26 protein-coding genes and 1 pseudogene are annotated in these 26,252 nt (G+C 67.7%); 15 read left to right on the top strand and 12 right to left on the bottom strand.

What is annotated here, in order from left to right:
- Positions 1-47: 47 nt before the first annotated feature.
- The 4 genes from AC1RRV_RS07085 to dapF are packed head-to-tail and all read right to left on the bottom strand — an operon-like array spanning position 48 to position 3,688.
- Complete coding sequence (locus AC1RRV_RS07085; RefSeq protein ID WP_492858887.1) at positions 48-509, bottom strand: GFA family protein; 462 nt, start codon at positions 507-509, stop codon at positions 48-50.
- A 5-nt stretch (positions 510-514) separates the two neighbouring features.
- Positions 515-1,465, bottom strand: coding sequence for an endonuclease/exonuclease/phosphatase family protein (locus AC1RRV_RS07080; protein ID WP_492858886.1), 951 nt, complete (start codon positions 1,463-1,465; stop codon positions 515-517).
- Between the two features lie 35 nt (positions 1,466-1,500).
- Positions 1,501-2,832 (bottom strand): tRNA (N(6)-L-threonylcarbamoyladenosine(37)-C(2))-methylthiotransferase MtaB, encoded by a 1,332-nt coding sequence (gene mtaB / locus AC1RRV_RS07075; protein ID WP_492858885.1) that lies wholly within the window; start codon positions 2,830-2,832, stop codon positions 1,501-1,503.
- Positions 2,833-2,836: 4 nt separating this feature from the next.
- On the bottom strand, positions 2,837-3,688 hold the full coding sequence (gene dapF, locus AC1RRV_RS07070; RefSeq protein WP_492858884.1) for a diaminopimelate epimerase: 852 nt from the start codon (positions 3,686-3,688) through the stop codon (positions 2,837-2,839).
- A gap of 60 nt (positions 3,689-3,748) precedes the next feature.
- On the opposite strand from dapF, the gene AC1RRV_RS07065 reads away from it, so the two are divergent.
- From AC1RRV_RS07065 to AC1RRV_RS07040, 6 genes are all read left to right on the top strand, one after another.
- The gene (locus AC1RRV_RS07065) at positions 3,749-4,345 is read left to right on the top strand and encodes a hypothetical protein (protein WP_492858882.1); all 597 of its coding nucleotides are present in this window, start codon (positions 3,749-3,751) and stop codon (positions 4,343-4,345) included.
- Positions 4,338-5,126: a potassium channel family protein gene (locus AC1RRV_RS07060; RefSeq protein ID WP_492858881.1), complete on the top strand. Its 789-nt coding sequence runs from the start codon at positions 4,338-4,340 to the stop codon at positions 5,124-5,126. Before AC1RRV_RS07065 ends, AC1RRV_RS07060 begins: the two co-directional genes overlap by 8 nt.
- 53 nt (positions 5,127-5,179) lie before the next feature.
- Positions 5,180-7,294 (top strand): prolyl oligopeptidase family serine peptidase, encoded by a 2,115-nt coding sequence (locus tag AC1RRV_RS07055; protein ID WP_492858880.1) that lies wholly within the window; start codon positions 5,180-5,182, stop codon positions 7,292-7,294.
- Positions 7,295-9,439 (top strand): prolyl oligopeptidase family serine peptidase, encoded by a 2,145-nt coding sequence (locus AC1RRV_RS07050; RefSeq protein WP_492858879.1) that lies wholly within the window; start codon positions 7,295-7,297, stop codon positions 9,437-9,439. It abuts the gene before it with no gap.
- Between the two features lie 102 nt (positions 9,440-9,541).
- The gene (locus tag AC1RRV_RS07045; RefSeq protein WP_492858878.1) at positions 9,542-10,627 is read left to right on the top strand and encodes a GNAT family N-acetyltransferase; all 1,086 of its coding nucleotides are present in this window, start codon (positions 9,542-9,544) and stop codon (positions 10,625-10,627) included.
- A 107-nt stretch (positions 10,628-10,734) separates the two neighbouring features.
- Entirely contained in the window at positions 10,735-12,006 is a 1,272-nt protein-coding gene (locus tag AC1RRV_RS07040; RefSeq protein ID WP_492858877.1) for a family 43 glycosylhydrolase, read from the top strand.
- Positions 12,007-12,015: 9 nt separating this feature from the next.
- Here AC1RRV_RS07040 and AC1RRV_RS07035 read toward each other — a convergent pair whose 3' ends face one another.
- From AC1RRV_RS07035 to AC1RRV_RS07025, 3 genes are all read right to left on the bottom strand, one after another.
- Entirely contained in the window at positions 12,016-12,468 is a 453-nt protein-coding gene (locus tag AC1RRV_RS07035) for a hypothetical protein (protein WP_492858876.1), read from the bottom strand.
- Positions 12,469-12,554: 86 nt separating this feature from the next.
- The gene (locus tag AC1RRV_RS07030) at positions 12,555-12,890 is read right to left on the bottom strand and encodes a DUF2218 domain-containing protein (protein WP_492858875.1); all 336 of its coding nucleotides are present in this window, start codon (positions 12,888-12,890) and stop codon (positions 12,555-12,557) included.
- Positions 12,891-12,909: 19 nt separating this feature from the next.
- The gene (locus tag AC1RRV_RS07025) at positions 12,910-13,488 is read right to left on the bottom strand and encodes a PadR family transcriptional regulator (protein WP_492858874.1); all 579 of its coding nucleotides are present in this window, start codon (positions 13,486-13,488) and stop codon (positions 12,910-12,912) included.
- A 328-nt stretch (positions 13,489-13,816) separates the two neighbouring features.
- On the opposite strand from AC1RRV_RS07025, the gene AC1RRV_RS07020 reads away from it, so the two are divergent.
- The 6 genes from AC1RRV_RS07020 to AC1RRV_RS06995 are packed head-to-tail and all read left to right on the top strand — an operon-like array spanning position 13,817 to position 17,920.
- Complete coding sequence (locus AC1RRV_RS07020) at positions 13,817-14,680, top strand: MlaA family lipoprotein (protein WP_492858872.1); 864 nt, start codon at positions 13,817-13,819, stop codon at positions 14,678-14,680.
- Positions 14,677-15,348 (top strand): MlaC/ttg2D family ABC transporter substrate-binding protein, encoded by a 672-nt coding sequence (locus AC1RRV_RS07015; RefSeq protein ID WP_492858871.1) that lies wholly within the window; start codon positions 14,677-14,679, stop codon positions 15,346-15,348. The genes AC1RRV_RS07020 and AC1RRV_RS07015 overlap by 4 nt, the downstream gene beginning before the upstream one ends.
- Positions 15,349-15,366: 18 nt before the next feature.
- Positions 15,367-15,900, top strand: coding sequence for an outer membrane lipid asymmetry maintenance protein MlaD (gene mlaD, locus AC1RRV_RS07010; protein ID WP_492859233.1), 534 nt, complete (start codon positions 15,367-15,369; stop codon positions 15,898-15,900).
- 1 nt (position 15,901) lies between these two features.
- Positions 15,902-16,711 carry an MlaE family ABC transporter permease gene (locus AC1RRV_RS07005; protein ID WP_492858870.1) on the top strand — a complete coding sequence of 270 codons (810 nt, stop codon included), beginning with the start codon at positions 15,902-15,904 and terminating at the stop codon, positions 16,709-16,711.
- Positions 16,708-17,478 (top strand): ABC transporter ATP-binding protein, encoded by a 771-nt coding sequence (locus AC1RRV_RS07000; protein ID WP_492858869.1) that lies wholly within the window; start codon positions 16,708-16,710, stop codon positions 17,476-17,478. The genes AC1RRV_RS07005 and AC1RRV_RS07000 overlap by 4 nt, the downstream gene beginning before the upstream one ends.
- A complete protein-coding gene (locus AC1RRV_RS06995) occupies positions 17,468-17,920 on the top strand; it encodes a hypothetical protein (RefSeq protein WP_492858868.1) in 453 nt (150 codons plus the stop codon). Before AC1RRV_RS07000 ends, AC1RRV_RS06995 begins: the two co-directional genes overlap by 11 nt.
- On the opposite strand, the gene AC1RRV_RS06990 is transcribed toward AC1RRV_RS06995, so the two are convergent.
- Positions 17,917-18,825 (bottom strand): hydrogen peroxide-inducible genes activator, encoded by a 909-nt coding sequence (locus tag AC1RRV_RS06990; protein ID WP_492858867.1) that lies wholly within the window; start codon positions 18,823-18,825, stop codon positions 17,917-17,919. The two genes, AC1RRV_RS06995 and AC1RRV_RS06990, sit on opposite strands and share 4 nt — an antisense overlap.
- Before the next feature lie 227 nt (positions 18,826-19,052).
- Between AC1RRV_RS06990 and ahpD the strand changes: the two genes are divergently transcribed.
- Positions 19,053-19,607, top strand: coding sequence for an alkylhydroperoxidase, AhpD family (ahpD, locus tag AC1RRV_RS06985; protein WP_492858866.1), 555 nt, complete (start codon positions 19,053-19,055; stop codon positions 19,605-19,607).
- Between the two features lie 151 nt (positions 19,608-19,758).
- Positions 19,759-21,132 carry a crescentin gene (creS, locus tag AC1RRV_RS06980; RefSeq protein ID WP_492858865.1) on the top strand — a complete coding sequence of 458 codons (1,374 nt, stop codon included), beginning with the start codon at positions 19,759-19,761 and terminating at the stop codon, positions 21,130-21,132.
- A 66-nt stretch (positions 21,133-21,198) separates the two neighbouring features.
- Here creS and AC1RRV_RS06975 read toward each other — a convergent pair.
- From AC1RRV_RS06975 to AC1RRV_RS06960, 4 genes and pseudogenes are all read right to left on the bottom strand, one after another.
- Positions 21,199-21,298 (bottom strand): annotated as a pseudogene (locus AC1RRV_RS06975) (hypothetical protein); the annotation flags it as partial.
- Positions 21,299-21,303: 5 nt separating this feature from the next.
- Positions 21,304-21,837 (bottom strand): SRPBCC family protein, encoded by a 534-nt coding sequence (locus AC1RRV_RS06970; protein ID WP_492858864.1) that lies wholly within the window; start codon positions 21,835-21,837, stop codon positions 21,304-21,306.
- A 65-nt stretch (positions 21,838-21,902) separates the two neighbouring features.
- Positions 21,903-22,898 (bottom strand): TraB/GumN family protein, encoded by a 996-nt coding sequence (locus AC1RRV_RS06965; RefSeq protein WP_492858863.1) that lies wholly within the window; start codon positions 22,896-22,898, stop codon positions 21,903-21,905.
- 203 nt (positions 22,899-23,101) lie between these two features.
- Positions 23,102-25,228, bottom strand: coding sequence for a M3 family metallopeptidase (locus AC1RRV_RS06960; protein WP_492858862.1), 2,127 nt, complete (start codon positions 25,226-25,228; stop codon positions 23,102-23,104).
- Positions 25,229-25,349: 121 nt separating this feature from the next.
- Here AC1RRV_RS06960 and AC1RRV_RS06955 point away from each other — a divergent pair, with 121 nt between their 5' ends.
- On the top strand, positions 25,350-26,198 hold the full coding sequence (locus AC1RRV_RS06955) for a glutamate racemase (protein ID WP_492858861.1): 849 nt from the start codon (positions 25,350-25,352) through the stop codon (positions 26,196-26,198).
- Positions 26,199-26,252: the final 54 nt, after the last annotated feature.

Here is a 26,252-nt window from a genome sequence, read left to right as displayed (position 1 = left end):
CGGCTCATCCGCCGCTTCGGGCTACCTTCTCCGCAAGGGGAGAAGGATCAGGTGTCCCGATCCGGATGCTGCCGGCTGACCACCGGCACGCTCGACCCGCCCATCGGCGGGCGGACCGGCAGGTCGGCCAGGTGATCCATCCAGCTCGGCCGACCCTCGACCGCCAACTGAACCACCGGCTCCACCGCCGACGGATCGTCGAACGCGAAGACCGCCAGGTCGATCTTGTCGTCGCTATATTCGTAGGTCAGAGGCGTGCCGCAGGCGGCGCAGAAGCCGCGCTGGATCGCGTCCGAGCTCTGGAACGTGGCGCGCGCGCCTCGCGTCCAGGTCAGGTCGGCGACCTTGACCGTCACCAAAGCCCCGAATGGCCCGGCGAACGCCTTCTGGCACATGCGGCAGTGACAGATGGAGGCCCGCCCCACTCTTGCTTCATGGGGCTCGCCCTCGACCCGGAACCGCACCGCGCCGCACTGGCAGCCGCCGCTCAGCCCTGTCCCTTGAGCCATGGCCCCTACCCTTTCGGCGTGAGTTTGAAAGTCACCTTGTAGCCGTCGTGATCCGAAAGCACCGGCTCGCTGGCGCCGTCGAACGTGGCTTCGACCGCGATGGGCGTCACCGCCACGGCGTCGCCATCGAGGAAGCCGATCAGGTCCTGGGTGTCCAGCCACGGGGCGTCGCCGTCATACGAGATCTGGGTGTCGCAGGCCTTGGGTCGCTGATGGCACCAGCGGCTGACCACCTCGAACGGATAGTCGCTCATCACATAGTCGAAGCGGTCGGCCGAGTGCATGACATTGAAGTCGCCGCCGACGATCAGCGGCGCGCCCGTCGTGCGATCGGCCTGCATGAAGCGCTTCAACTCGTCGGCCTGCAGGTGATGGGCCGCCGTCGCCCGGCGGCGCGGCACGCCCGAGGCGCCCTTGGAGTTCAGATGGGTGTCGGCGATCTCGACCGGGACCGGCAGGCCGGGAACCTGGATCGCCGCCAGCATCACGCCCTTGTTGGCCAGGCAGTCGAGACCCGCGCAGTAGCGATAGGCGTGCGACTTCACCCATTCGATCGGATGATTGGACAGCACCCACAGGCCGCTGGACCCCCACTTGCCCAGGCCTTCGCCCTTGCGGCGGTACTTCACGCGCCGAAAGTCGGGCCGCTGGTCCTTGGGGAAATAGTTCGGATCACGCTGGCCCTTGCGCGGACCTCGGGCGACGTACGGGTAGCCGCTCTCGTCGATCAGCTCCCAGATCTCGTCCCGGAAGCCTTCCTGGATCAGGACGACGTCGGGCGCCCTGCCCTTGGCGCGCATGGCGGCCAGCTCCAGGCCGATCTTCTTGAGCGAAGAGCCGCGCCCCGAACGCACCGGCCAGGGCAGGCCTTCGACATTGTAGGTCATGACGCTGAAGGTCACGGGCTTGGACGGGAACGCCGCGCCCTCTTCGGCGCGCGCGGGGACGCCGGCCAACAGGGCCAGCGCCAAGGCGGCCGAGGCCAGCCGGATCAGGCCGCCCGCTCCGCTATGACGTGCGATCCGTCATGCCCCGTCACCGTGAAAGCGACGATCTGGCCCAGCGGGGCCGCGCCCTCGAAGCGGATCTCGGTGAAGTCGTCGGCGCGGGCCACGCCCTCGCGCTCGACCAGGCCCGAGAGGGTGCGGCCAAGCTGGCGTTGCAGGTGACGCTCCAGCCCCGCCTGACCCGCCTCGCGCAGGCGGCGGGCGCGATCCTTGATCAGCGGGCCCTTCACCGGCGGCATCCGTGCTGCGGGCGTGCCGGGACGGGCGCTGTAGGGGAAGACGTGCAGGAAGGCCAGGCCCGCCTCCTCGACCAGCTTCAAGGTGTTCTCGAACGCCTCTTCGGTCTCGGTCGGGAAGCCGGCGATCAGGTCGGCGCCGAAGGCGGTGTCGGGACGCACGCGGCGCACGTCCGCCACGAGTTTAAGCGCGTCCTCGCGGCTATGGCGGCGCTTCATGCGCTTGAGGATCATGTTGTCGCCCGCCTGCAGCGACAGGTGCAGGTACGGCATCAGGCGCGGCTCGGTCTCGAGCAGCTTGAACAGGTCCGGATCGATCTCGGCCGCGTCGATCGACGACAGGCGCAAGCGCGGCAGGTCGGGGACCATGCGCAGGATCCGACCGACCAGCTGGCCCAGCGTTGGTTGGCCCGGCAGGTCCGTACCCCACGAGGTAACGTCGACGCCGGTCAGAACGACCTCGCGATAACCCTCGGCGGCCAGCTTGCGGACCTGCTCGACGACCTCGCCGGCCGGAGCAGAGCGTGAGTTACCCCGACCATAGGGGATGATGCAGAAAGTGCAGCGGTGATCGCAACCGTTCTGGACCTCGACATAGGCCCGGGCGCGATCCTTCAGACCGTCGATCAGGTGACCGGCGGTCTCCTTGATCGACATGATGTCGTTGACCCGCACGCGGGTGGAGGTGTCGAGCAGGGCGCCGGGCGCGGCCTTCTCGGCATTGCCCAGGACGAGGTCGACCTCGGGCATGGCGGCGAAGGCGGCGGGGTCGACCTGGGCGGCGCAGCCGGTGACGACGATCCGGGCGTCCGGGCGCTCGCGGCGCGCCTTGCGGATCGCCTGGCGGGCCTGGCGCACGGCCTCGTTGGTCACGGCGCAGGTGTTGAACACCACCGCGTCCGACAGGCCGTCGGCGGCGGCGCGGGCGCGGATGGCCTCGCTCTCATAGGCGTTCAGCCGGCAGCCGAAGGTGACGACGTCGACACCGTCGGGGCCGGAGGAAACGACGGCGGGACCGCCCTCCTCGCCAATGGCTGGTTTGGGCTGGGGCGTCGCCTTGATGACGGTGTAGCTTCCCATGGCTCTAAGCGGCGACCGCCTCGGGCAGCTTGCCGGCGAAGTCCATGCTCACCGGGCCGGTCATGATCACGTGGCCGTCGCTCTCGCGCCATTCGATGGTCAGCGAGCCGCTCTCGAATTCGACACGCGCCTTGCGGTCGGTCAGGCCGCGACGCACGGCGGCGACCTGGGCGGCGCAGGCGCCCGTGCCGCAAGCCTGGGTGAGGCCGGCGCCGCGTTCCCAGACCTTCAGCCGGATGTGGTCGCGGGCGGCGATGTGGGCAAAGCCGACATTGACCCCTTCCGGGAACAGCGGGTGATGCTCGACCAGACTGCCCGTTCCGGTGGCGAAGGCGTCGGTGACAGGGGCGTCGACAAAGAACACGACGTGCGGATTGCCCATCGAGACGCAGCCCGGCGTGTGGACCAGCGGCGCATCGATCGGACCGACCTGCAGCTCGACCCGTTCGGTGTTCATCTCCTCGGCTAGCGGGATTTGGGTCCAGTCCAGGCCCGGGGTCCCCATGTCGACCGTGACCAGCTTGTCGCCGGCCATCACGCCCGACAGGCGTCCGGCGATGGTGTCGAAGGCCACGGCGTCCTTGCCGGCCGACTGCATCAGCAGCCAGGCGATGCAGCGGGTGCCGTTGCCGCAGGCGCCGGTCTCCTCGCCGTCCGAATTCCAGAACCGCACATAGGCCGACGCGCCCGCGGCCCGCGGCGGGTCGATGGCGATGACCTGGTCGCAGCCGATCCCGCCGTCCCGCTTGGCGATCGCGCGGATCTCCTCGGGGGTCGGATCGAAGGACTGGTTCAGGGTCTGAATGACGACGAAGTCGTTGCCCAGCCCGTTCATCTTCAGGAAGGTGCGGCTCATGACGGGGCTATATAGTGGAAAGCCGTGTGAAATGCACCGCAGCGGGACGACGCAGTAAAGATGGCGGCCAAGGACATTCGAGAGCAACTGACCCGCGCCCAACAGGAGCGCACCCTGATGCGCTTTCACCGGCGGTTCGAGGACGGCTGGGTCAGCGGCTATGTCGTTGGTCTGGGCCCGGCCTTCGTGATGCTGGCCGAGGTCGGCGATCACATCCGGTTCAATGGTTTCGGCTGCTATCGCCTGGCTGACATCAAGAACCTGAAGCCGGCCCCGTTCGTCGAGTTCGTTGAGACGGCGCTCGAGAAGCTGGGCGAGACGCAGCCCGAAACCCCGGCCGTGACCCTGGACAGCGTCGGCGAGATCCTGGAGACCGCCGGTCGCGTCTTTCCGATGATCACCGTCTATGCCGAAACCGACAGGCCCCGGGTCTGCTACATCGGCGCGGTGGCCAGCCTGGAGGGTGGCGTCGCCTGGATGCGCGACATCGGACCGGACGCGCTTTGGGAAAGCGAACTCACCGCCCGGCGGCTGGACGACGTCACCCGCATCAACTTCGGCGGCGCCTACGAGACAGCGCTGGCCCTGGTCGGCGGCCCGGCGCCCGAACCGACGGCCAAGCCGGCGCCGCTGCGCCTGGTCTCCGATAATGGTTGAGCCCATCCGGGAAGACCTCCGCCTGCGCGCCCGACTGCGGGCCCTCTATCATGGCGCCTCGCCGGCGGCGGTAAGGTTCCGCTATGCGATCATCCTGATCGACCTTGCGATCATCGCCTTCTTCATCGCCGCGCCGCTGATGCAGCGCCACGGCCTGACCTTCTATGTGATCGACTATGGCGTGGCGGCGTTCCTGGCCCTCGATCTGGCGGCGCGGGCCATCGCGCACGGCGACATAAAGTCCTGGGTGAAGAAACCCATCGTCTGGCTGGACCTGTTCGTGCTGGCCACCCTGCTGTTCCCGGCCTGGCTGTTCAACTTCGGCTTCCTGCGGGTGGTGCGGCTGTGGACCCTGATCCACAGCGAGTTCTTCTGGCGCACGATCGGCCGCCGCTATGACGACACGCGCATCGAGGACATCACCCGGGCGGGCGCGTCGCTGCTGACCTTCATCTTCGTGGTGACGGGGTTCGTCTATACAAGCTTCGTGGGCCGCCACGACGGGGTGACCGGCTATGTCGACGCCCTCTATTTCACCGTCACCAGCCTGACGACCACCGGCTATGGCGACGTCACCCTGCCGGGGGTGTGGGGCAAGCTGTTGTCGATGGCGGTGATGCTGGGCGGGGTGTCGCTGTTCATCGGCCTGATCCAGTCGATCCTGCGGCCGCACAAGGTCATCTACCAGTGCCACGACTGCGGCCTGCGCCGGCACGATCCGGACGCGGTCCATTGCAAGGCGTGCGGCAGGCTGCTGAACATTCCCGACGACGGGGTCTGATCTTTCCCTCGAAGCTCTGGCGTGGGGAGGATTTTCCGCTACCGTCCCCGGCCATGAGTTTGTTCCGCACCTGCTCCGCCCTCGCCCTGGCCGCCGTTCTCGCCGGTCCCGCCTTCGCTCAGGAGGCCGATCCTCACCTGGCGCTGGAGGCTGTCGAAAGCCCCGACGCCCTGGCCTGGGTGAAGACCCAGAACGACAAGGCGCTGCCGGTGCTGTCGGGCGATCGGCGCTATGCCGGCCTGCAGGCCGACGCCCTGAAGATCCTGGCGACCAAGGACCGGATCGCCATGCCGAGCTTCATCGGCAAGGCCGTCTTCAACTTCTGGCAGGACGAGACCCACGTGCGCGGCGTCTGGCGGCGCACGAGCCTGGAGTCCTACAGGACCGCCACTCCCCAGTGGGAAACGGTCATCGACCTGGACGCCCTGGCCAAGGCCGAGGGCAAGAACTGGATCTGGAAGGGCGCCGACTGCCGGCCCAAGACCCACGACCGCTGCCTGGTGAACCTGTCGAACGGCGGCAAGGACGCCGTCACGGTCCGCGAGTTCGACCTGACCACCAAGGCTTTCGTGGAGGGCGGCTTCGTCCTGCCCGAGGGCAAGCAGTCGATCGAGTGGCTGGACCCCGACACCCTGATCATGACCCGCGACTGGGGTCCCGGCACGACCACCGACAGCGGCTACGGCATGGTGATCAAGACACTGAAGCGCGGCCAGGCGCGGAGCGAGGCGGTCGAGATCTTCCGGGGCCAGAAGTCCGACGTCTCGGCGCGACCCAACGTGCTGCGCGACGCGCGCGGCAATCGCGTGGTCCTGATCGAACAGGCGGTCGACTTCTTCAACAGCCTCTATTTCGAATGGACGCCGACCGGCCTGGCCCAACTGCCCCTGCCCAAGAAGGGCAACGTCCTGGGCCTGCTGGACGGATCCCTGGTGTTGAAGACCGAAGAGGCCTGGGCCCTCGCCGGCCGCGCCATCCCGGCCGGCAGCCTGGCGCTGGTCTCGCCGGAACGCCTTCGACCGGGCAATGAGATCGTCGTCTCCAACGGCTGCAATCCGTGCGCGATCCTCTCGCCCGGCCCGCGCCAGTCCATCGCACAGGCGACGGTCACCGATCATCGGGTCGTGGCCGTCGTCTACGACAATGTGCGCGGCTCGCTGGTCAGCATCCGCAACAAGGGCGAATGGGGCGTGGAGCACCAGAACCTGCCCGTGATCGACAATGCGGCCGTGACGCTGGTCAGCCATTCGGACGAAGGCGATCACGTCTTCTATACGGACGAGGGCTTCGTCACCCCGACCCAGCTGAAGCTGGCCGACGCGACCGGAACCACCGCCGAGACGGTCAAATCCCTGCCCGCCCAGTTCGACGGCTCCAAGCTGGAGGTCGAGCAGAAGGTCGCCACCTCCAAGGACGGAACCCAGGTCCCCTACTTCCTGGTGCATCCAAAGGGCCACAAGCACGACGGCTCGAACCCGACCCTGCTGCACGCCTATGGCGGCTTCAACCTGTCGAAGCTGCCGGTCTACGACCCGTTGATCGGCAAGCTGTGGCTGGAACGCGGCGGCAGCTATGCCGTGGCCAACATCCGGGGCGGCGGCGAGTTCGGCCCGGCCTGGCACGACGCGGCCCTGAAAGCCAATCGCCAGCGCACCTTCGACGACTATTTCGCCGTGGCCGAGGACATGATCGCCAAGAAGATCACCTCGCCCCGTCATCTGGGCGCCTACGGCCGCTCGAACGGCGGCCTCTTGATGGGCGTGGCCCTGACCCAGCGGCCCGACCTCTGGAACGCGGTGGTGGTCGAGAGCCCGCTGCTGGACATGATCCGCTATCCCCAGTTGCCGGCCGGGGCCTCGTGGATCGGCGAATATGGCGACCCGGCCATACCGGCCGAGCGGGCCTTCATCGAGAAGTACTCGCCCTATCAGAACCTGAAGGCCGGGGTGAAATACCCGTTGGCCTACATCACCACCTCGACCAAGGACGACCGCGTCCATCCTGGCCATGCCCGCAAGTTCGCCGCGCGCCTGGACGACCTGAAGGTGGACCACCTCTATTTCGAGAACACCGACGGCGGCCACGCCAATGGGGCCGACCCCAAGGCCAACGCCCGCCGCTGGGCCCTGCACTACACCTACCTGTCGCGACAGCTGATGGATCACTAGATGCGTAAGTTCCTCACCGCCCTCCTCGCCACCACGAGCCTGATGACCATCACCCCCGCCATCGCCGCCGAACCCGACAAGCCCGCAGCGGAAGCCCGCACCCCTCTGTCGGAGCTGGGCAAGAACGACCCCTACCTCTGGATGGAGGAGATCGAGGGAACCCGGGCCATGGACTGGGCCAAGGCCCAGAACGCCAAGTCGCTGCCGGTCTTGCAGGGCGACACCCGCTACGCCGACCTGGAAGCCAAGGCCCTGGCCATACTGAACGCCAAGGACCGCGTGCCGGGCGTGTCGTTCGCCGGCGACGGCTCCCTGCGCAACTTCTGGCAGGACAAGGAGCATGTGCGCGGCGTCTGGCGGAAGACGAAGCTGGAAAGCTACCGCACGGCCGAGCCTGCCTGGGAGACGATCCTCGATATCGACGCCCTTTCGAAGGCCGAGGGCGCCAACTGGGTGTTCAAGGGCGCGTCCTGCCTGCCGCCGGAAGACTCCCGCTGCCTGATCACCCTGTCCAACGGCGGCAAGGACGCCGTGACCGTCCGCGAGTTCGACACCACGACCAAGACGTTCGTGGAGGGTGGCTTCGTCCTGCCCGAGGGCAAGCAGAACTATACCTGGCTGGACAAGGACACCCTGCTGGTCGGCCGCGAGTGGAAGCCCGGCGAACTGACCAAGTCGGGCTATGCCTATGTGCTCAAGAGCCTGAAGCGCGGCCAGGGCCTGGACCAGGCGGTCGAGCTCTTCCGCGGCGTCGACACCGACGTCTCGGTCAGCCCGTTCGTGCTGCGTGACGCCGACGGCAAGGTCGTGGCGACCATGGCTCACCGGGGCGTCACCTTCTTCGAGAGCGAGACCTACCTGATCGAGGGCGCCAAACCCGTGAAGCTGGATCTGCCGTTGAAGAGCTCGATCCAGGGCTACGTGGCCGGCCAGATGGTCGTGCTGATGGAGCAGGACTGGCCGGAAAAGGGTTTCAAGACCGGTGACCTGATCAGCTTCGACCTGGCCAAGCTGAAGGCCGCGCCGGACAAGACCGTCGCCACACTGGTCCTGCGCCCGACCTTGCGCCAGTCGGTGGAGCAGGTGACCACCACCCGCACCAAGCTGGTCGTCGGCATGCTGGACAACGTCAAGGGCGCGGCGCGGGTCTACACCCACGGCGCCAAGGGCTGGACGGCCCAGGCCCTGGACCTGCCGGCCAACAGTTCGATCGGCCTGGGTTCGACCGCCGAAAAGGACGAGCGCCTGTTCCTCACCGTCACCGGCTATCTGACCCCGACCACCTACTGGCTGGCCGACGCCGGCTCGCTGAAGCTGGAGCAGGTCAAGGCCTCGCCGGCCCGCTTCGACGCCTCGACCCACGTGGTCGAGCAGTTCGAGGCCACGTCCAGCGACGGCGTGAAGATCCCCTACTTCGTCGTGCGTCCGAAGGGCGTGAAGTACGACGGCGCGGCCCCCACCCTGCTCTATGCCTATGGCGGCTTCCAGCAGGCCATGACGCCTGGCTATTCGGGCGTGATGGGCAAGCTGTGGCTGGAGCGCGGCGGCACCTATGTAGTCGCCAACATCCGCGGCGGCGGCGAGTTCGGCCCGGCCTGGCACACCGCCGGGCTCAAGGAGAACCGCCAGAAGGTCTATGACGACTTCTTCGCCGTCTCCCAGGACCTGATCACCCGCAAGATCACCTCGCCGCGCCATCTGGGCATCATGGGCGGATCGAACGGCGGCCTGCTGATGGGCGTGGCGCTGACCCAGAAGCCCGAGCTCTACAACGCGATCGTCGTCCAGGTGCCGCTGTTCGACATGATCCGCTACAGCCAGATCGGGGCCGGGGCCTCGTGGGTGGGCGAGTACGGCGACCCGGCCATTCCGTCGGAACGGGCCGTCATCGCCAAGTACGATCCCTATTCGAACCTCAAGGCGGGCCAGAAGTATCCCGAGGTGTTTATCGAGACCTCGACCAAGGACGACCGCGTCCACCCGGCCCATGCTCGCAAGGCGGCCGCGCGCCTGACCGAGCTGGGCTATCCGGTGCTGTATTACGAGAACGTCGACGGCGGCCACGCCGCTTCGGCCAACCTGGCCGAGACCGCCCGTCGTCAGGCGCTGGAATACACCTATCTGACGCGCAAGCTGATGGACTGAGGTTTCGGTGAGACGGCGTTTCGCATAACGCCGTCTCGTCAACCTTAAGGAAAGTTATCAGGATCAGGATGCGCCCCGACTCATGCCGTCGGGGCGTTTTTCTTGTCTATCGAAGTCGTCAGAGCGCTGGATCTCTCACCTGCCGACATCGCGCGGTGGACGGAGCTTCAGCGTGGCCAGGCGCGTCTGGATTCCCCGTTCCTGTCGCCGCACTGGGCCCAGACGGTCGCCAAGGCCCAGGTCGGGAAAAGCCAGGACGTGAAGGTCGCCATCGTGCGCGGCGCCGAGGGCGAGGCCCTGGCCTTCCTGCCCGCCCGAACGCGCCATGGCGTGGCCATGCCGGTCGGCGCGCCGATGTGCGACTATCAAGCCCTGATCTCGGCGCCGGGCGTCGAGGTCAATCCGATGGACCTGCTGTCGGCGCTGGGCGTCTCGCGCATCGACTTCTGCCATATGCTGGCCGACGACGAGACGCTGGCCCGCCACGGCCGAGGCCGAGCGGACTCCTGGATCGTCGAGTCTTCGGAAGGCTATGAGGCCTACGCCGCCGAGCGAAAGGCCGAGGGCGTCGGCGTCCTCAAGGACATCGACAAGAAGCGCCGCAAGGCCGAGCGCGAGGTCGGACCGTCGCGGTTCACGGCGATGTCGGACAGCCGGGTCGACTTCGACCAACTGGTCTCCTGGAAACGGGCCCAGCTGCTGGCCACCGGCCAGACCGACCTCTTCAAGACGCCATGGGTCAATGAGCTGGTCGAGTCGCTGTTCGCCCTGCGCGACCTGGCCTTCGGCGGCGGGCTCTACACCCTGCACCTGGGCGACCAGCTGGCGGCCGTTCACCTGCATCTTCGCGGCGAACACACGATCCATGGCTGGCTGATCGCCCACAATCCCGAGCTCGACCGCTATTCGCCGGGCCTGATGCTGTTCCAGGACATACTGAAAAGCATGGATGGCACGCCCTATTCGCGGCTCGACCTGGGCACGGGCGACTACCGCTTCAAGCGTGAGCTCTCCAACGCCCGCCAGACCGTGGTGTTCGGCTTCCTGGGCTCGCCCTCGGTGCCGACCTTGGTGCGCCATGCCGCGTACGGCGTCCGCAGCGTGGCCGAGGCTCTGCCGCTGGGTCGGATCTCGGAGATCCCCGGCAAGGCCATGCGCCGCATCGACCTGCTGCGCGGCCTGCACTAGCGCCCTTCTCCCTCACGCGCCCGCGAGCCATCTTGGCCGCCGACGGTTTGACACCGGTGGCAATCTCGCTATTTGTCGGAGTAATAATGGATCCGAGGTGAGGACGCATGGCGCGCGATGGGAAGAGCATGGGTCGTGATCGGCCCGATCGCAGGTCGCTGCTCGCCGGACTGAGCGCCGCCGCCCTGGGCCTGGCCGGCGCGCCGGCTTTCGCCCAGGTCTTCTACCCAACCTACCCGAAGCCCGGCACGCCAAAGCTGGAGGGCGCGGACAATAGCCGCCGGGTCATCCCGCCGCCCGCCAAGGACTACTGGCCCTATGCGGGCGTCAGCGGCGCGGGCCGGGCGGTCACCAAGGCCACCCAGGACGGCGGCTGGCGCTCCGGCCTGTCGGAAGTCAGCTACAAGGGCCCCAACCCCCGCTCCTACCCCATCGCCCCCTGGGATTCGGCCGACTCGGCCTCGGCCGTGAAGGCCGGAAAACTGCCGGCCATTCGCCCGATCTGGGACGCGCATATCCGCGACACGATCATCTGCCGCGGCGGCGACGGCTTCTACTACATGACCGGCACCACCGGCGATAACTGCTGGGCCGCGAACGACGGCGTCGAGCTGTGGCGGTCGCGGGACCTCAAGAGCTGGAAGTATATGGGCCTGGTCTGGAGCATCGAACGCGATGGGACCTGGGAGAAAAACTGGACCGCTCGCGCCGGCGTGCCGTTCCGCTCCATCTGGGCGCCCGAGATTCATTTCGTCAACGGGAACTACTACATCTGCCACTGCATCAGCGGCGTCGGCATGGGCGTCCTGCGGAGCAAGACCGGCAAGGCCGAAGGCCCCTATGTCCACGTCATCTCCGACAAGCCGATCAAGGGCGGCATCGACTCGACCCTGTTCCGGGACGACGACGGCAAGGTCTATCTGTCGTGGGGCGCGGCGCTGCGGATCCGCGAGATCAAGCCGGACTTCAGCGATTTCGCCGGCGACTGGCAGGACCTGACGTTCGACGACTCCGGAGTCGAACCGAGGGCTGCGAAGAGCGCCAAACCGGTACGCCGGGTCGGCTTCGAGGGCGCGACCTTCTTCAAGGCCAACGGCAAGTACTACGTCGGGGCCTGCAACAAGGACGAGGGCCGCTATTCGTTCTGGTTCGCGACGTCGGACAAGCTGCTGGGGCCTTATGGCGGCCGTCACGAAGGCCCGCCGGGCGGTGGCGGCGGCAATATCTTCCAGGACGCCTCGGGCCGCTGGTGGCAGACCTTCTTCGGCAACGACGATCAGATGCCCTTCCGCGAGAAGCCCGGTCTGATCGCCATCGAGTTCGATGCGGACGGCCGCGTCGTGGCGTCCGCCGACCAGCCGTTCAAACCGTTCGCCTAGCCGGATGGGCTAGACCGGGCTCTTGGCGAAGAAGGCCCCGCAGATCGCGTCGCCCGTCGCTTCCGACAGGATGATTTCCGGATCGCGCAGGAAGGCCATGATTCCTTCGTCCGGCGTCTGGACGTCGATGCGCTGAAGATCGATCACGCTCTTGTCCCGCGCCTGGCGAACCTTGACCTGAGCGACCAGGCGATTGGGGCGGTTGCGGCCAATCTGGTTCGCCTGGCGGATATCCAGGCGCTCGATCTTCAGGTCCAGCCGAAGATCCTGGCCCGCCGCGCAGACCACCAGGCGATCGTTGACCGCCTCGGTCAGGGTGTTGGCGAAGTCCCCGCTGGGCCCCGCGCCCCAGCGCCAGCCGCCGGAAATGACCACGTCGCGGACGCGGGCGGTGGGAGCCGCCTCGGCGCCGGCCGCGAAGGCCAGCGCGAGCATCATGGTGGTGGTCAGCAGGGTCTTCATGGTCATCCTTTCAAGCTCGGCGCTCGTTAAAGCGAAGCTTGGATGAACCGGAGATGACCAGTGTTCGCCGACTTGGCGTTCTCCGCCTAGTGGATCGCGTTGATCCGGATGGTCTTCGGGTCGACGCCGCCGGCCGGCCAGGCGCGGGTCCAGCCGTATTTCAGCTCGCCCTCGCGGAAGGCGAAGCGGTCCAGATGCTTGGCCACCACATCTTCCATCCGGGCCAGGCCTTCCAGGTCGACAGCCTCGACCGTGATGTCCAGACCGTCCGGATGGGCGGTCATCTGGCAGGTTCCCAGCGGCAGCGGGAACGTCGCCGAGGTCTCGTCGTAGCGAACCTCGAACTTGTGGCTCCAGTGCTTGGCCAGCTGAATCATGTAGCGGGCCGCCCTCTCGGTGGCGACGCGGGCGTGGCTTTCCATGTCGTGCCTCCGTTTCCGCTCAGATGGCTTCGATGGCGGCGGCGGCGTCGTCCATCGCCTTGGCGATGGCGGAGATCTGCTCGGCGGTCAGCTGGCCCGCGTGCAGCTTCAGGCGCAGGGCGGTCTTCAGATTCTCGCGGGCCCGCAGGATCTGCGGCGCGAAGGCCGCGCTGGCGGAAGCCGCCTCGGCCATGCGCTCGAACAGTGAGCGGACCGGCTGTTCGTTGCCCGCCAGGAAGGCCTCGCCCTCGGGGGTGATCGTATAGAGCTTCTTGCCGCCGCCGGCGTCGCTGGCGGTGACGTAGCCCAGCTCTTCCAGCAGGGTCAGGGTCGGATAGACCACGCCCGGGCTGGGCGTGTAGGCGCCGCCGGCCGCCGTCTCGATGGCCTTGATCAGCTCGTAGCCGTGGCTGGGCTTCTCGGCGATCAGCTTGAGGACCACGAAGCGCAGATCGCCGTGGTCGAAGAACCGGCCCATGCGGCCGCCGCGACGCGGACCATGATGATGCCCGCCGTGGAAGCCGAACGGATGGCGGCCGTGATGCTCTCCGCCGTGACCGCGCCATTCGCCGCGGTGGTGTTGGTGTCGTCCAAACATGTTCTTTAGATCCTATTTCGTTATATCGAAACGATAGATATATCGGATTGGGACCTCGTCAAGAGCTATTTCCGATATATCTGATTGCGTCACACCTGGTGGAACGCGGCAAAGAAACAACGATGCGATGGAAAAACGCTCGTTACCCCGTGTTCGGGGTCTGTCTCGGGGGACGGATCGGCGCGAACCAGCGAAGCGCTGCTGGTGTTCGCGATCGAATCAGCGTTTCGCAGCCGGCCCGTTCAAGTCGGACGCTTTCAGGGCAAGGCGGCCACAGCGTGACCGAAATAGTCCGTGGCAATCTTGATACGGAGGACGCCGTGAATACATGGCCGGTGTGACAAGCAGGAGCATGAGTTTGCGCGACCAGAACCGAAGCCCGCGCCGGAAGGCCGCTGGACGGCTTTACGCCGCCGCCGGACTGGCCGTGGCCGCCGGCGCGCTGACGTTCGCGCCGGCCGCCTGGGCGCAGGGCTCGGAAGCGCCGAACCAAGCCCCGCAGGCCGCCGCCAGCGACCCCCTGGAAGGCCTGAACCGCGCCTCGTTCAAGCTGAGCATGGGCGTCGACAAGGTCCTTCTGAGCCCGATCGCCCACGGCTACATCGCCGTCACGCCCAAGGTGGTGCGCAATCGCGTCAGCTCGGCGGTCTATAATCTGGGCGAGCCGAACACGTTCATGAACAACGTGCTGCAGGGCAAGCCCAAGCGAGCCGCGCGCACGACGACCCGCTTCGTCGTCAATTCGACCATCGGCGTGCTGGGCCTATTCGACGTGGCCGCCAAGATGGGGCTGCCGCCGCGCGGCGCCGATTTCGGCCAGACCTTCGCGGTCTGGGGCGCGAAGCCCGGCGCCTATCTCTATGTGCCGATCATGGGCCCGCTGAACGTCCGCGACGGCGTCGGCCGCGCGCTGGACTTCGCCACCGACCCGGTTTCGATGTTCGCGGGCGGCCTGGACACCGACTTCGGCAAGGTCCGCGTCGGCGTCACCGTCGTCGATCTGCGCGCCCAGGCCGACCCAGCGTTCCACGCCCTGAAGGACGCCGCCGATCCCTACGTCACCGCCCGCTCGGCCTATGCCCAGTACCGCGAGGCCTTCGTTCGCGAAGCCACCGGAGAGGCCGAACAACTGCCCGACTTCGATACGCCGCCCCTGGAGACCCCCAAGCCAGGAGCGACGCCCAAACCATGACCTCCCCCGGTAACACCATGCAAAACACCTCCCCCACCCGGCGCGGCGCCAACGCCGCGCTTTTGACGTTCTTCGGGGCCGCCGCCCTGTCCGTCGCCAGCCCGGCCCTGGCCCAGAGCACGCGCGATCCCGGCGCCGAAGCCTTCGTCCAGACCCGCGCCCAGCGCGTGATCAGCGTCCTGGCCAACAAGGGCATGAGCGAAGCGCAGAAGAAGCAGACCTTCCACCAGGCGGTGGACGAGCTGGCCGACGTGCCGCGCATCACCAACTTCGTGCTGGGCAAGTACGCCCGCACCATCAATCCGGACCAGAAGGCCCGCTTCTCGGCGGTCTTCCGGACCTATGCAGAGAACGTCTACCAGAACCGCATCGACGACTATCGCGGTGAGCAGCTGAAGGTGACCGGCTCGGTGATCCGCAAGCCGGGCGATGTGATCGTCAACACCACGGTCTCCGGCGGCCAGCTCAGCCAGCCCGTGGCGGTGTCCTGGCGGGTGCTGGGCGGCGGCCAGACCTGGAAGGTCGTCGACGTCCAGTTCAAGGGCGTCTGGCTGGCCATCACCCAGCAGCAGGACTTCGTCTCGACGATCGACAACGCCGGCGGCAACATCGACGTGCTGATCAACCAGCTTCAAAAGGGCGGTACCGCCGCTAAGGGCCGCCGCTAGAGCGGCCCGAGCGTCAGACTGAAAAGGGGATTTGCAGTGCGCGAACAATGGGCCGAAACGGCCATGGGCGTCGTCGTCCTCGCCTTGGCGGCGGGGTTCCTGACCTATTCGCTGAGCGTCGGCGGCGTCGCCATGAAGCGCGGCAACTACGAGATCAGCGCCAAGTTCGGCGAGGCCGGCTCGCTGGCCCCCGGCGCGGCGGTCAGCGTCGCGGGCGTCAAGGTCGGCACGGTCTCGCAGGTCACCCTGGAGCCGAAGACGTTCCTGGCCGTGGCCAAGCTGAGCATCGAGCCGAACATCAAGCTGCCCGCCGACTCCACGGCCAAGATCACCAGCGACGGCCTGCTGGGCGGCGCGCACATCGCGATCGCGCCGGGCGGCTCGCTGGACGACATCAAGCCGGGCGGCGAGATCGAGAACACTCAAGGCGCGGTCGACATCTTCGGCCTGATCGGCTCGGTGATCCGTCCGCAGGGCAATGGCGGCGGCGGGACTTCGACCCCTGCGCCGGCTCCGGCCAACCCGGCCACCCAACCGGCCGAGAGCTACTGACATGACCGCGGTCGAGGCGGCCCGCGAGGTCGCCACCCACCCCATTCGCACCTTGGGGCGCTCGACCCTGGCGGCCGTGCGCATGGTCGGGTCGGTCGGCGTCTTCGCGGCGCGGGGTGTCGCGGCTGTCCTGAGCCCGCCGTGGTTCCTCAGCCAGCTGCTGCGGCAGTTCGTGGCCATCGGCTTCTTCTCGCTGCCGGTGGTGGGCCTGACCGCCATCTTCACCGGCGCGGCCCTGGCCCTGAATATCTATACCGGCGGCGGACGCTTCAATGCCGAGCAGGTCATGCCGCAGATCGTGGCCATCGGCATCACCCGCGAGCTGGGCCCGGTCCTGGCCGCGTTGATGCTGGCCGGCCGCGTCTCGGCCGCCATCGCCGCCGAGATCGGGGCCATGCGCGCGACCGAGCAGATCGACGCCATGCGCACCCTGTCGACGGATCCGTTCCGCTACCTGGTCGCGCCGCGCCTGTTGGCCGGGGTGCTGATGCTGCCTCTGCTGACGGCCGTGGCCGACACCATCGGCGTCGCCGGCGGCTGGCTGGTCGCCACGCGGGTGCTGGAATTCAACCCGACCGTCTACATCCGCAACACCGTCACCTTCCTCGAAGGCTGGGACATCTGGTCGGGCCTGATCAAGTCGGCGGTGTTCGGCTTCATCGTGGCGCTGATGGGCTGCTATCACGGCTACAATGCCTCGGGCGGGGCGCGGGGCGTGGGGCGGGCCACCACCCACGCGGTGGTCTCCTCGGCGATCCTGATCTTCGCCTCCGACTATCTCCTGACCACCTTCTTCACCCACGCCTCATGACCGACGCCATCCCAAAACTGGCCTGGAAAGGCGTGACCAAGCGCTTCGGCGGCCGCACGATCCTGGATGGCCTCGACCTGTCGGTCGCGCCGGGCCGGTCGCTGGTGATCATCGGCGGCTCGGGCCAGGGCAAGTCGGTGACCATCAAGACGGCCCTTGGCCTGATGCGCCCCGAAGCCGGCAAGATCGAGCTGGACGGCCAGAACATCGTCGGCCTGCCGGAAGGCCAGCGCCGCAAGCTGTTCTCCCGCGTCGGGGTGCTGTTCCAAGGCGCGGCCCTGTTCGACAGCCTGACCGTCTGGGAGAACGTCGCCTTCCGCCTGATCAACGCCGACGGCGTGCCGCGCGCCGAAGCCCGAGAGCGGGCGATCGAGGCCCTGGAGCAGGTGCGCCTGGCCCCGGCCGTCGCCGATCGCTTCCCTTCCGAGCTGTCCGGCGGCATGCAGAAACGCGCCGGCCTGGCTCGCGCCGTGGTCGCCCAGCCCGAGATCCTGTTCTTCGACGAGCCGACCACGGGCCTGGACCCGATCACGGCGGCGGCGATCAACGAACTGATCTCGGATCAGGTGCGGCGCCTCGGCTCGACGGCGGTGTCGATCACCCACGACCTGGCCTCGGCCCAGACGATCGGCGACGAGATCGCCATGCTGCACGAGGGCAAGATCATCTGGCGCGGTCCGGCCGCCGAACTGCGCACCACTGACAACCCCTATGTCCGCCAGTTCGTCGAAGGCCGCGCCGAGGGTCCGATCTCCCATGCGGTTTAGGATTTTCGGCCCCGCCCTTTTGGCGGCGGGCCTCCTGGCGGCGACCGGCGCGCAAGCCCAGTCGTACGTCCGCGCCGACTGCCAGGCGCTCGTCAGCGCCTCCAACCGCTACGACACCCCCGAGCACGAGCGCTGGTACCGGCGGTTCTGGACGGGCCAATGCGACCGGTTGGCGATGTGCATGCCCGGCGCGCCCAATTGGAACGACGTGGTCGGCAAGCTGCTCGTGAAGGGTGGCCCGACGCAGCGCGCGGCCTTGCTGCCCAAGGCCTGTCGCATGGGCCAGCTGATCGGCCTGGAGTGGTCGCGCGAGAACGCGGTCCGCAAGATCAACACCGCCGACCTGCGCGTTTTCAACACCACGCTGGAGGCGTCCCGCGACACCCTGAGCGGCCTCGACAAGATCGAACAGGCGGCCCGCACCAAGCTGTCAGGCCGCTAGCTCTGGGGCGCCTCGCGCAGGGTCTCGGCCAGCAGACGGCCCTCGACCCCACGGCTGGATCCCGCGCGCCAGGCCACGACGATCTCCCGGCTGGGATGCTCGGTGGCCAGTGGCCGGATGGTGAGCGCGGTCTTGTCGGCCAGCCCGGCCTCCACCGCCATGGCCGGCAGGAACGAAATCCCCAGGCCCGACCCGATCATCTGCACCAGGGTCGGCAGGGAGGTGGCCGCGAAGCTCTCTTCGTCGCCGACGCCCTTGGGCGGCTCCAGGCCACAGGCCGCCAGGGCGTGGTCGCGCAGGCAGTGGCCGTCCTCCAGCAGGATCAGGTCGTCGCCCTGCAGGGTCGCCGGATCGACGCGGATCGACGCCGCCATCGGATGGTTCGCCGGCGCGGCGGCCAGCAGTTCGTCGTCCTCGACATGGGCCCAGTCCAGGCCGCTCATGTCGTAGGGCAGGGCGATCAGGGCCGCGTCCAGGGCCCCGGTCTTCAGGGCCGCGATCAGGCGCTGGGTCAGGTCCTCGCGCAGGAACAGCTTCAGCTTCGGAAAGCGATCGCGCAGCAGGGGCAGGGCGCGCGGCAACAGGTAAGGGGCCACGGTCGGGATCACCCCGAGACGAAAGCGGCCCGCCAGCGGCTGGCCGGCCCCGCGCGCGGCCTGAACCAGGTCCTCGGCCCGCGCCAGGATGTCCTCGGCTCGTCGCACCGCTTCCTGACCGGCGGCGGTCAGGATCACACCGGAGCGGGCCCGATCGACGACCGGGGCGCCCAGGATCTTTTCCAGTTCCTGGATGCCGGCCGACAGGGTCGGCTGGGTGACGAAGGCGCTCTCGGCGGCGCGACTGAACGAACCGTGCTCGGAAAGCAGCTTCAGGTACTGCAGCTGGCGAAGGGTGGGGAGGAGCATGGTCCCGATATAGGATCTATCTATCGAGATTCCAAAAACTATCGATTGGATAGTTGATCCGCCACGGCGTACCACCAAGGCACGGCGAAAGACCGGCGTTTCTCCCCCCCGACGCCGGCGCCCAGCCCGCTCCCGGTCCGCCCGCGCTTCCCCTCCCCGTGGCGCGGACCGGGACGCAGCTTCCCCCCGATGCTAAGCCGCTGGTCCAGACCGGACGGAGCGTTCCCATGTCGATCGCGGCCCTGCGCGCCCAGCTTCCCGCCTATGCCCGGGACATCGGGACCAATCTTTCCGTCCTGGCCGAAGAGACCACCCTGTCCGAACAGGCCAAGTGGGGCTGTTTCGTCGCCAGCGCCTGCGCCGTGGGCGAGCCGGAGACGTTGAGAGCGATCGACAGCGCGGCGCGCGAGGCGGGCCTGTCGCATGAGGCCTTCGAGGCGGCCAGGACGGCGGCGGCCATCATGGCCATGACCAACGTCTATTTCCGCGCCGTGCATCTCATGGAGGCGCCCGACTACGAGGCCCTGCCGTCGCGCCTGCGCATGAACAAGCTGGCCCATCACCCCGGTGTCGAGACTGTCGACTACGAGCTCTGGTGCGTGGCGGTGTCGGCGATCAACGGCTGCGGGGCGTGTCTGGACAGCCATGAATCCGAATTGCGCCGGCGAGGTGTCCAGCCGGTTCAAATCCAGGTTGCTCTGCGCATCGCCGCCGTGGTGAGCGCGACAGGACGCACACTGGCGGCCCAGACCAGCGATCATCCCCAGTTTTCGGGGGTTTGAGCCCCAGCCGCGACGCCCGGTCGCGGCGTCGGCCCCTCGACATTCATCTTGTCCGTAAACTAAGTTGTTAACCTCTGGGTAAGAGATTCGCGGCTTCCGCAAGGGCGTCCTTCAGGACGCGGCGGACTCGCACGGGGCGAAGGTGGGCTAGATGAGACTGCTGTCGAAGAATTCGCGCGAGAACAAAAACGGCAAGCCGACCGTTCTGGGTGAAGACGCCGGGATCGAGAGCGTGCAGCACCAGATCGAATCCACCCAGGCCATCGGCCAACGCTACGAGACCATCCACGGCGGACTCGACAGCATTGGGCGCGTGATGGAGCACCTGAAGGCCATCGAGCCGCTGATCGCCGAGATCCGCGGCCCCGTCGCCCAGGAGTTCGAGGCGCGCCGCAGCGAGCACGCCGAACTGATCGCCCTGCGCGCCAATTTCGACCAGGCCCAGCGCCAGATCGCCCAGATCCAGGCCGAGGAGCGCGAAGTGTCCGCGCGCCTGGCCGCCGCCGAGACCGCCCTCGGCGAATCCGACGCCCGTCGCCAGACCCAGGACGCGGCGCTCGAAGACAACGTTCTCGAGATCGATCGCCTGCGAAACGCGCTGCTGCAGTCGGATCTGAAGGTTTCCAGCCTCGACGCCAGCTTGCGCGACTCCACCGCCCGCATCGAGCACCTGACCCAGGATGTCGACAGCCTGCGGACCCAGGCCCAGGACATCGACACCCGTCGTGGCGACGCCGAGGCCGCCTTGGCCCGCGCCAACCAGGACAACGCCCTGCTGGGTGAAGAATCCGCGACGCTGAAGAAGCGCGTCGACCAGGCCGGTCTGGATATCGCCCGCCTGTCGCGCATCGAGACCGACCTCGAGGCCCAGCTCGCCAACGAGCGCGCGCGCGTCCAGGCGATCGAAAACGCCCTGGCGGCCCACCAGACCGACAGCGGTCGCACGATCCGGAACCTGGAAGGCCAGGTCGAGGCGGCTCGCGCCGAAATCTCGGCGCTGCAGACCCGTCTGGAAACCGCCACCGGCCGCGCCGACAAGCTGGAAGAGATGAACGGCCAGATCTCGGCCCGTCTCGCCGAGTCCAGCGCCCACCAGAAGGCCGTCGAGCGCCGCGCCGGCGATCTCAACGTCGCCCTGGAGCGCGCCCTGGATCGCGTCCGCGCCCTTGAGGAAGAGGCCGACGGTCTGCGTCAGCGCCATGCCGGCGTCGACACGGCCCGCGCCACCGCAATCGAACGCGCCGACCAGCTGGCCAAGAGCGGCGTCGCCCAGGACAAGGCGCTCAAGCGCGCCGAGGAACGCGCCGCTCAGCTGCGCACCCGCCTGGACGCCATGCAGGAGGCTCAAGACCAGATGCGTCGCGAGCAAGAAGACAAGGTCGCCGAGATGCAGGCCACGATCGAGCGCCTCACCTCGGAAGCCGCCATGGCCGAAGGCGCCTTGGAAGCGGCGCGCCGCGACCGCTCGCGTCTGCAGATGGCTCTGCTGGGCGCCAGCGACGAGGGCCTGGCGGAAAGCGCCTAGTCTCCTCGTCGAAGCCGATACGAAGACGCCCGCGACCGAGAGGTTCGCGGGCGTTTTGTTATGCCTTGCGTCCTTCGAGGCCCGCTTCGCGGGCGCCTCAGGATGAGGTGCTCTGTACTGAATTCCTCATCCTGAGGTGCGAGCGAAGGCGAGCCTCGAAGGACGCAAGGCCTACTTCCCCTCCGCCGCCGCCTTCAGTCCCGCCACCTGCTGGCCCAGCACGCCGTCCACCGGCCGGGCGATCTTGTCGAGCCCACCCTTGAAGTAGCCGCCGACGTCATAGGTCACCGTCACGGTGGTTTTCCCCTCCTTCTCGGCGAGCAGGAAGGTCAGGGCGCCGCTCGCGCCCGAGCTCTGTATCGGGCCCAAGCCGCCGATCAGAACGAGCTTCTGACCCGGAACGGCGTTAACCGTCGTCATGTGCAGCGCCGAGCCGCCGTTCGGCAGCCGCTCGCAGAAACAGCCGCCCGAGGCCGCGCCGATCGACAGGTTGGCGGCCGAGCCCGACCAGGTGTGGGTCGACGCCCACCATTTCGAAGGCTGCACCAAGGTCGCCCAGACGGCGCTGGCCGGGGCGGCGATGACCACCTCGTGCCGGATCTCGAAGCCGTTCGGCTGGGCGTCGACCACCTCGGCGCGCGCCGCCCCAGTGGTCAGCGAGCCGGCCAGCAGCGCCGCAGCGGCGGCGGCGATCATCGTCTTCATCGGTGTCTTCCTCCCGAGCTCGCGACCACGCTGAGGGCAGGGGAGGTGACCCGTCAAGGATGCCGCTACTCGACGGGCGAGGTAAGGGTCGCGCCGCCGGCCTTCAGGCGGTCCAGCACGCCGTTGCCGGGCAGCAGGAAGCCGAGGTCGACCACCGCCACGGTGACGCCCGGACGCTTCAAGGCCTCGGTCATGGCGTCGGTCGTCTGGCCGATCCCCTTCTCCAGCAGGGCCGGACCACCGGGAGCGCGCAGCAGGCAGCGCTGAGCGCCGCTGGCCCGATAGCGGGCGCGGACCGAGGCCAGGTCGCCCTCGGCCCAGTCGCGGCCGATCGATGTGGAGTGGGCCCCGTCGTAGCTGATCTCGTCGAGGGCCACGCGCAGGCAATAGAGCTGGTCTTCCGGCGAAAGCTTGGAGGCGATCGTGGTGATCGCGCTCATCCGGTACTGGCCCACTGCCTTGACCTTCAGCTTACGAGCCTTGGCCATGCGCTCGATCGTGCTGATCGGCTTGGCTTCCGAAAGGCCCGCCGCCTGGCGGAAGTCGGACAGCAGCAGGAAGCCCGCCACGGCCGGCTTCCAGTTCTTGTACTCGCCCGCGCCCTTGCGGGCCTGGTTGCGGGATTCGACGAAGCGCGCCTTCAGGTCGGGCGGCAGCTGGTCTTCCAGGTTCTTGCCCACGGGCTGGCGCAGACCCCCGCCGAATTTCAGGATGAAGCCGGCGATCTGGGTGACGCCGACCGAGGCCTGCGGCGGGACCAGCACCAGGCTGGCCTTGTCCAAGGCCTTGTTCAAGCGGGGGCTATCCCACTTCAGCTGGTGGGGCAGGGGCGGGGCCGAGCCGAGGATGTAGAGCTTGGCGCCGTCCTTTTCGGCCAACCAGACAGCCGGGCCGGGCGGCTTGGCCATGATGGTCAGCTCCGCGACCACGGCGCTCTCGTCCTGGGCCGGGGCCTGGCCGAGATCGACCGTCGGCGGCGGCGGCGCGCTCTGGGCCAGAGCCGGGACGGCGAAGATCAGCGAGAGAGCGAGGGCGGGCAGGGCGGACTTGGACGCGGCCATCGAAACTCCTTCAGCCCCCGAAACCATTTAGCCCTTCTCCCCTTGCGGGAGAAGGTGTCGACCGAAGGGCGACGGATGAGGGGTCGCACAGACAGAAACGCCGCGACGGCGGTGAGGCTGTCGCGGCGCATCTTTTCTTCAACCCCTCACCCGACCCACTTGCGTGGGCCACCCTCTCCCGCAGGGGGAGAGGGGGCGGGTTCTCAGGCTCCCGGCGGTACCGGGAAGCCGCGCTTGCGCATCAGGGCGCCGATCTTCACGTCGCGGCCGCGGAAGGCGCGGAACTGGTCGACGGGATCGATCGTGTTGCCCTTCGACATGACGTTCTCATAGAGCCGCTTGGCGACGACCTTGTCGTAGAAGCCGCCCGGGGCCTCCTTGAACGCCTCGGCCGCGTCGGCGGTCAGGGTGTCGGACCACAGGTAGCTGTAGTAGCCGGCCGAATAGCCGTCGCCCGAGAACACGTGACCGAACTGCGGCGTGCGGTGCCGCATGACGATCTCCTTGGGCATGTTCAGCTTGGCCAGCTCCTCGCGCTCGAACTTGTCCGGATCGATGTCGACGTCGCCGGCCAGGTGGAGCTTCATGTCGATCAGGGCGCTGGCCAGGTACTCGGTCGTGCCGAAGCCCTCGCCGAACTGGTCGGCCTTTTCGATCTTGTCGACCAGGGCCCGCGGGATCGACTTGCCGGTCTGGTAGTGCAGGGCGAACTGGTTCAGCACCTGCGGCGTCGGCAGCCAGTGCTCGTTCAGCTGGCTGGGGAACTCGACATAGTCGCGCGCCACGGCCGTGCCCGACACCGACGGATAGGTGGCATTGGCGTTCAGGCCGTGGATGGCGTGGCCGAACTCGTGGAACAGGGTGATGGCGTCGTCCCACGAGATCAGCAGGGGCTCGCCCGGCTTGCCCTTAATGAAGTTGGAGTTGTTGGAGACCAGCGTGGTCACCTCGCCCTTGAACCGCTCCTGGGTGCGGTAGGCGTTCATCCAGGCGCCCGAGCGCTTGCCGGGGCGGGCATAAGGGTCGAAGTACCACAGCCCCACATGCTTGCCGGCGCGGGTCACCTCATAGACGGTGATGTCCTCGTGATAGACCGGGATGCCGGAAAGCTGCTTGAATTCAAAGCCGTACAGCTGGCCCGACGCCCAGAACATGCCCTCGCGCAGCTTGTCCAGCTGCAGGTAGGGCTTCACCTCGTTCATATCGAGGTCGTACTTCGCGGCGCGGACCTTCTCGGCATAGAAGCGGTAGTCCCAGGGCTCGAGCTTGAAGCCGCCCCCTTCCTTGTCGATGATCGCCTGCATGTCGGCGACGTCGATGGCGACCTGGGCGATGGCCGGTTTCCACACCGCCTCCATCAGCGCCATGGCGTTTTCGGGCGTCTTGGCCATGGCCACTTCCAGGCGCCAGTGGGCGTGGGTCTTGTAGCCGAGCAGCTTGGCCCGCTCGACGCGCAGCTTCAGGATCCGGGCGATGATGGCGTTGTTGTCGGTCGCGTTGCCGTTGTCGCCGCGATTGACGAAGGCGCGCCAGACCTTCTCGCGGGCCGCGCGAACCGGGGACTCGGCCAGGAACGGGTCGACGCTGGAGCGGGTGTTGACCACCACGAACTTGCCCGGAAGCTTGCGCGCCGTGGCGTTGGAGGCGGCGGCCGCCTTCAGCCCCTCCGGCAGGCCGGCCAGGTCGGCGTCGGTCAGCTCGATCCAGGTGTTCTCGTCGGCCAGCAGGTTCTGGCTGAACTTGGTGAAGAGGCCGGCGAGCTCGGTGTTGATCGCGCCGATCCGGGTCTTGGCGGTTGCGTCCAGCTTGGCGCCGGCGCGCACGAAGTTGCGGTAGTAGATCCACAGGACCCGCTGCTGCTCGGGCGTCAGCTTGGCCTTGTCCGGCGAATTGTAGACCGCCTCGATGCGGGCGAAGAGCGCGGCGTTCTGGTTGATCTTGTCGTTGTGGGCCGAGAGCTTGGGGTCCATCTCGGCTTCGACGACCTGGAACTCCGGCGAGCTCATGTTGGAGCCCCAGATGTTGTAGTAGGTCTGGACGTCGTTGAGCGTGCGGCCGGCGTCTTCCAGGGCGGCGATGGTGTTCTCGAAGTTCGGCGCGGCCTTGTTGGCGGTGATCGCGTCGATCTCGGCCAGGTTCCGGGCCATGGCCGCCTCGAGGGCCGGCTTGAAGTCGGCGACCTTGACCATGTCGAAGGCCGGCACGCCGCCATAGGGGCCCACCCACTTGGCGGTCAGGGGATTACTGCCTTGGGCCATGGACAAGCTCGGATTGAGGGCGGCGACGGCGCCGGTGGCGGCGGCTGAAGCAAGGAACGTACGACGTTGCACGGAGTGTCTCCGGTGAAGATTTGCAGCGACCCTATGGCAAGCGTCCACACCCGTCACATGACAGGACCGTAACCTTTCGGGTTGCGTGGACGGCGCCCTCATCGACGGCTAAACCTGACGCATGATCGGCGTCTTCGACTCCGGCGTGGGCGGGCTCACGGTCCACCGCGCCCTCGTGCAGCGTCTGCCGCAGGCGGACTTCACCTATCTGGCCGATCAGGCCAATGCGCCGTACGGCGTGCGGACCGGCGAGGAGATCGTCGACCTGACCAAGGCCGGCTGCGTCCGCCTGTTCGAGCGCGGCGCCAACCTGGTGGTCCTGGCCTGCAATACCGCCTCGGCCATCGCTCTGCGCCGCCTGCAACAGACCTGGCTGCCCGGCTATCGCAAGGACCTGGGCCGGCCGGTCAATATCCTGGGCATCATCGTCCCGACCATCGAGAAGGCCACGGGCCTGCCGTGGGAGCACGAGGCCGAGCGACGCGGCGAGAAGGTCCAGCAGCTGGACATCCTCGGCGTCTTCGCCACCCAGGCCACGGTGCGCTCGCGGGTCTATGAGATCGAGATCGACAAGCGAAAGCAGGACCTGGCCGTCTTTTCCGAGGCCTGCCCCGAACTGGTGCCGCTGATCGAGGGCGACGCCAGCGTCGTCGAGCTGGCCAAGGCGATCGAAGGCCACGTCCTGGCCCTGAAGACCCGCATCGGCCGCTTCCCCGACCGCGTGGTGCTGGGCTGCACCCACTACGAGATCATCGCCGACCTGTTCCGCGCCGCTCTGCCGGCCGGCACACCACTGATCCAGCAACCGGCCTCGACCGCCGACGCGCTGGAGCTCTACCTGCAGCGCCATCCGGAATTCGTGCCTGGAACGGGTGGAAGCCGTGTCTTCCTGACCACCGGAACGCCGGGCCCGCAGAACGGCCTGGTCCAGGGCTTCTGGGGTGGCCCGGTGGCGTTCGACGCGGCCTGAGGCGAACTCCCTGCGTCCTTCGAGGCGCGCTTAGGAGCGCGCACCTCAGGATGA

The organism is Caulobacter sp. GW821-FHT11E10, from assembly GCF_058808375.1.
This window is presented reverse-complemented; position numbering and strand designations above follow the sequence as displayed.

Bases quoted from the DNA above. Each gene is read 5' to 3' on its own strand.
- AC1RRV_RS07025 (WP_492858874.1), bottom strand. From the start codon at position 13,488: ATGTTTGGACGACACCAACACCACCGCGGCGAATGGCGCGGTCACGGC.
- AC1RRV_RS06965 (WP_492858863.1), bottom strand. From the start codon at position 22,898: ATGGCCGCGTCCAAGTCCGCCCTGCCCGCCCTCGCTCTCTCGCTGATC.
- AC1RRV_RS07085 (WP_492858887.1), bottom strand. From the start codon at position 509: ATGGCTCAAGGGACAGGGCTGAGCGGCGGCTGCCAGTGCGGCGCGGTG.
- AC1RRV_RS06990 (WP_492858867.1), bottom strand. From the start codon at position 18,825: ATGCTCCTCCCCACCCTTCGCCAGCTGCAGTACCTGAAGCTGCTTTCC.
- AC1RRV_RS07035 (WP_492858876.1), bottom strand. From the start codon at position 12,468: ATGAAGACCCTGCTGACCACCACCATGATGCTCGCGCTGGCCTTCGCG.
- AC1RRV_RS07005 (WP_492858870.1), top strand. From the start codon at position 15,902: ATGACCGCGGTCGAGGCGGCCCGCGAGGTCGCCACCCACCCCATTCGC.
- AC1RRV_RS07065 (WP_492858882.1), top strand. From the start codon at position 3,749: ATGGCGGCCAAGGACATTCGAGAGCAACTGACCCGCGCCCAACAGGAG.
- AC1RRV_RS06970 (WP_492858864.1), bottom strand. From the start codon at position 21,837: ATGAAGACGATGATCGCCGCCGCCGCTGCGGCGCTGCTGGCCGGCTCG.
- AC1RRV_RS07020 (WP_492858872.1), top strand. From the start codon at position 13,817: ATGGCCGGTGTGACAAGCAGGAGCATGAGTTTGCGCGACCAGAACCGA.
- AC1RRV_RS06995 (WP_492858868.1), top strand. From the start codon at position 17,468: ATGCGGTTTAGGATTTTCGGCCCCGCCCTTTTGGCGGCGGGCCTCCTG.
- AC1RRV_RS07030 (WP_492858875.1), bottom strand. From the start codon at position 12,890: ATGGAAAGCCACGCCCGCGTCGCCACCGAGAGGGCGGCCCGCTACATG.
- AC1RRV_RS07000 (WP_492858869.1), top strand. From the start codon at position 16,708: ATGACCGACGCCATCCCAAAACTGGCCTGGAAAGGCGTGACCAAGCGC.
- AC1RRV_RS07050 (WP_492858879.1), top strand. From the start codon at position 7,295: ATGCGTAAGTTCCTCACCGCCCTCCTCGCCACCACGAGCCTGATGACC.
- ahpD (WP_492858866.1), top strand. From the start codon at position 19,053: ATGTCGATCGCGGCCCTGCGCGCCCAGCTTCCCGCCTATGCCCGGGAC.
- AC1RRV_RS07040 (WP_492858877.1), top strand. From the start codon at position 10,735: ATGGCGCGCGATGGGAAGAGCATGGGTCGTGATCGGCCCGATCGCAGG.
- creS (WP_492858865.1), top strand. From the start codon at position 19,759: ATGAGACTGCTGTCGAAGAATTCGCGCGAGAACAAAAACGGCAAGCCG.
- AC1RRV_RS07015 (WP_492858871.1), top strand. From the start codon at position 14,677: ATGACCTCCCCCGGTAACACCATGCAAAACACCTCCCCCACCCGGCGC.
- AC1RRV_RS07055 (WP_492858880.1), top strand. From the start codon at position 5,180: ATGAGTTTGTTCCGCACCTGCTCCGCCCTCGCCCTGGCCGCCGTTCTC.
- dapF (WP_492858884.1), bottom strand. From the start codon at position 3,688: ATGAGCCGCACCTTCCTGAAGATGAACGGGCTGGGCAACGACTTCGTC.
- AC1RRV_RS07060 (WP_492858881.1), top strand. From the start codon at position 4,338: ATGGTTGAGCCCATCCGGGAAGACCTCCGCCTGCGCGCCCGACTGCGG.
- AC1RRV_RS06955 (WP_492858861.1), top strand. From the start codon at position 25,350: ATGATCGGCGTCTTCGACTCCGGCGTGGGCGGGCTCACGGTCCACCGC.
- mtaB (WP_492858885.1), bottom strand. From the start codon at position 2,832: ATGGGAAGCTACACCGTCATCAAGGCGACGCCCCAGCCCAAACCAGCC.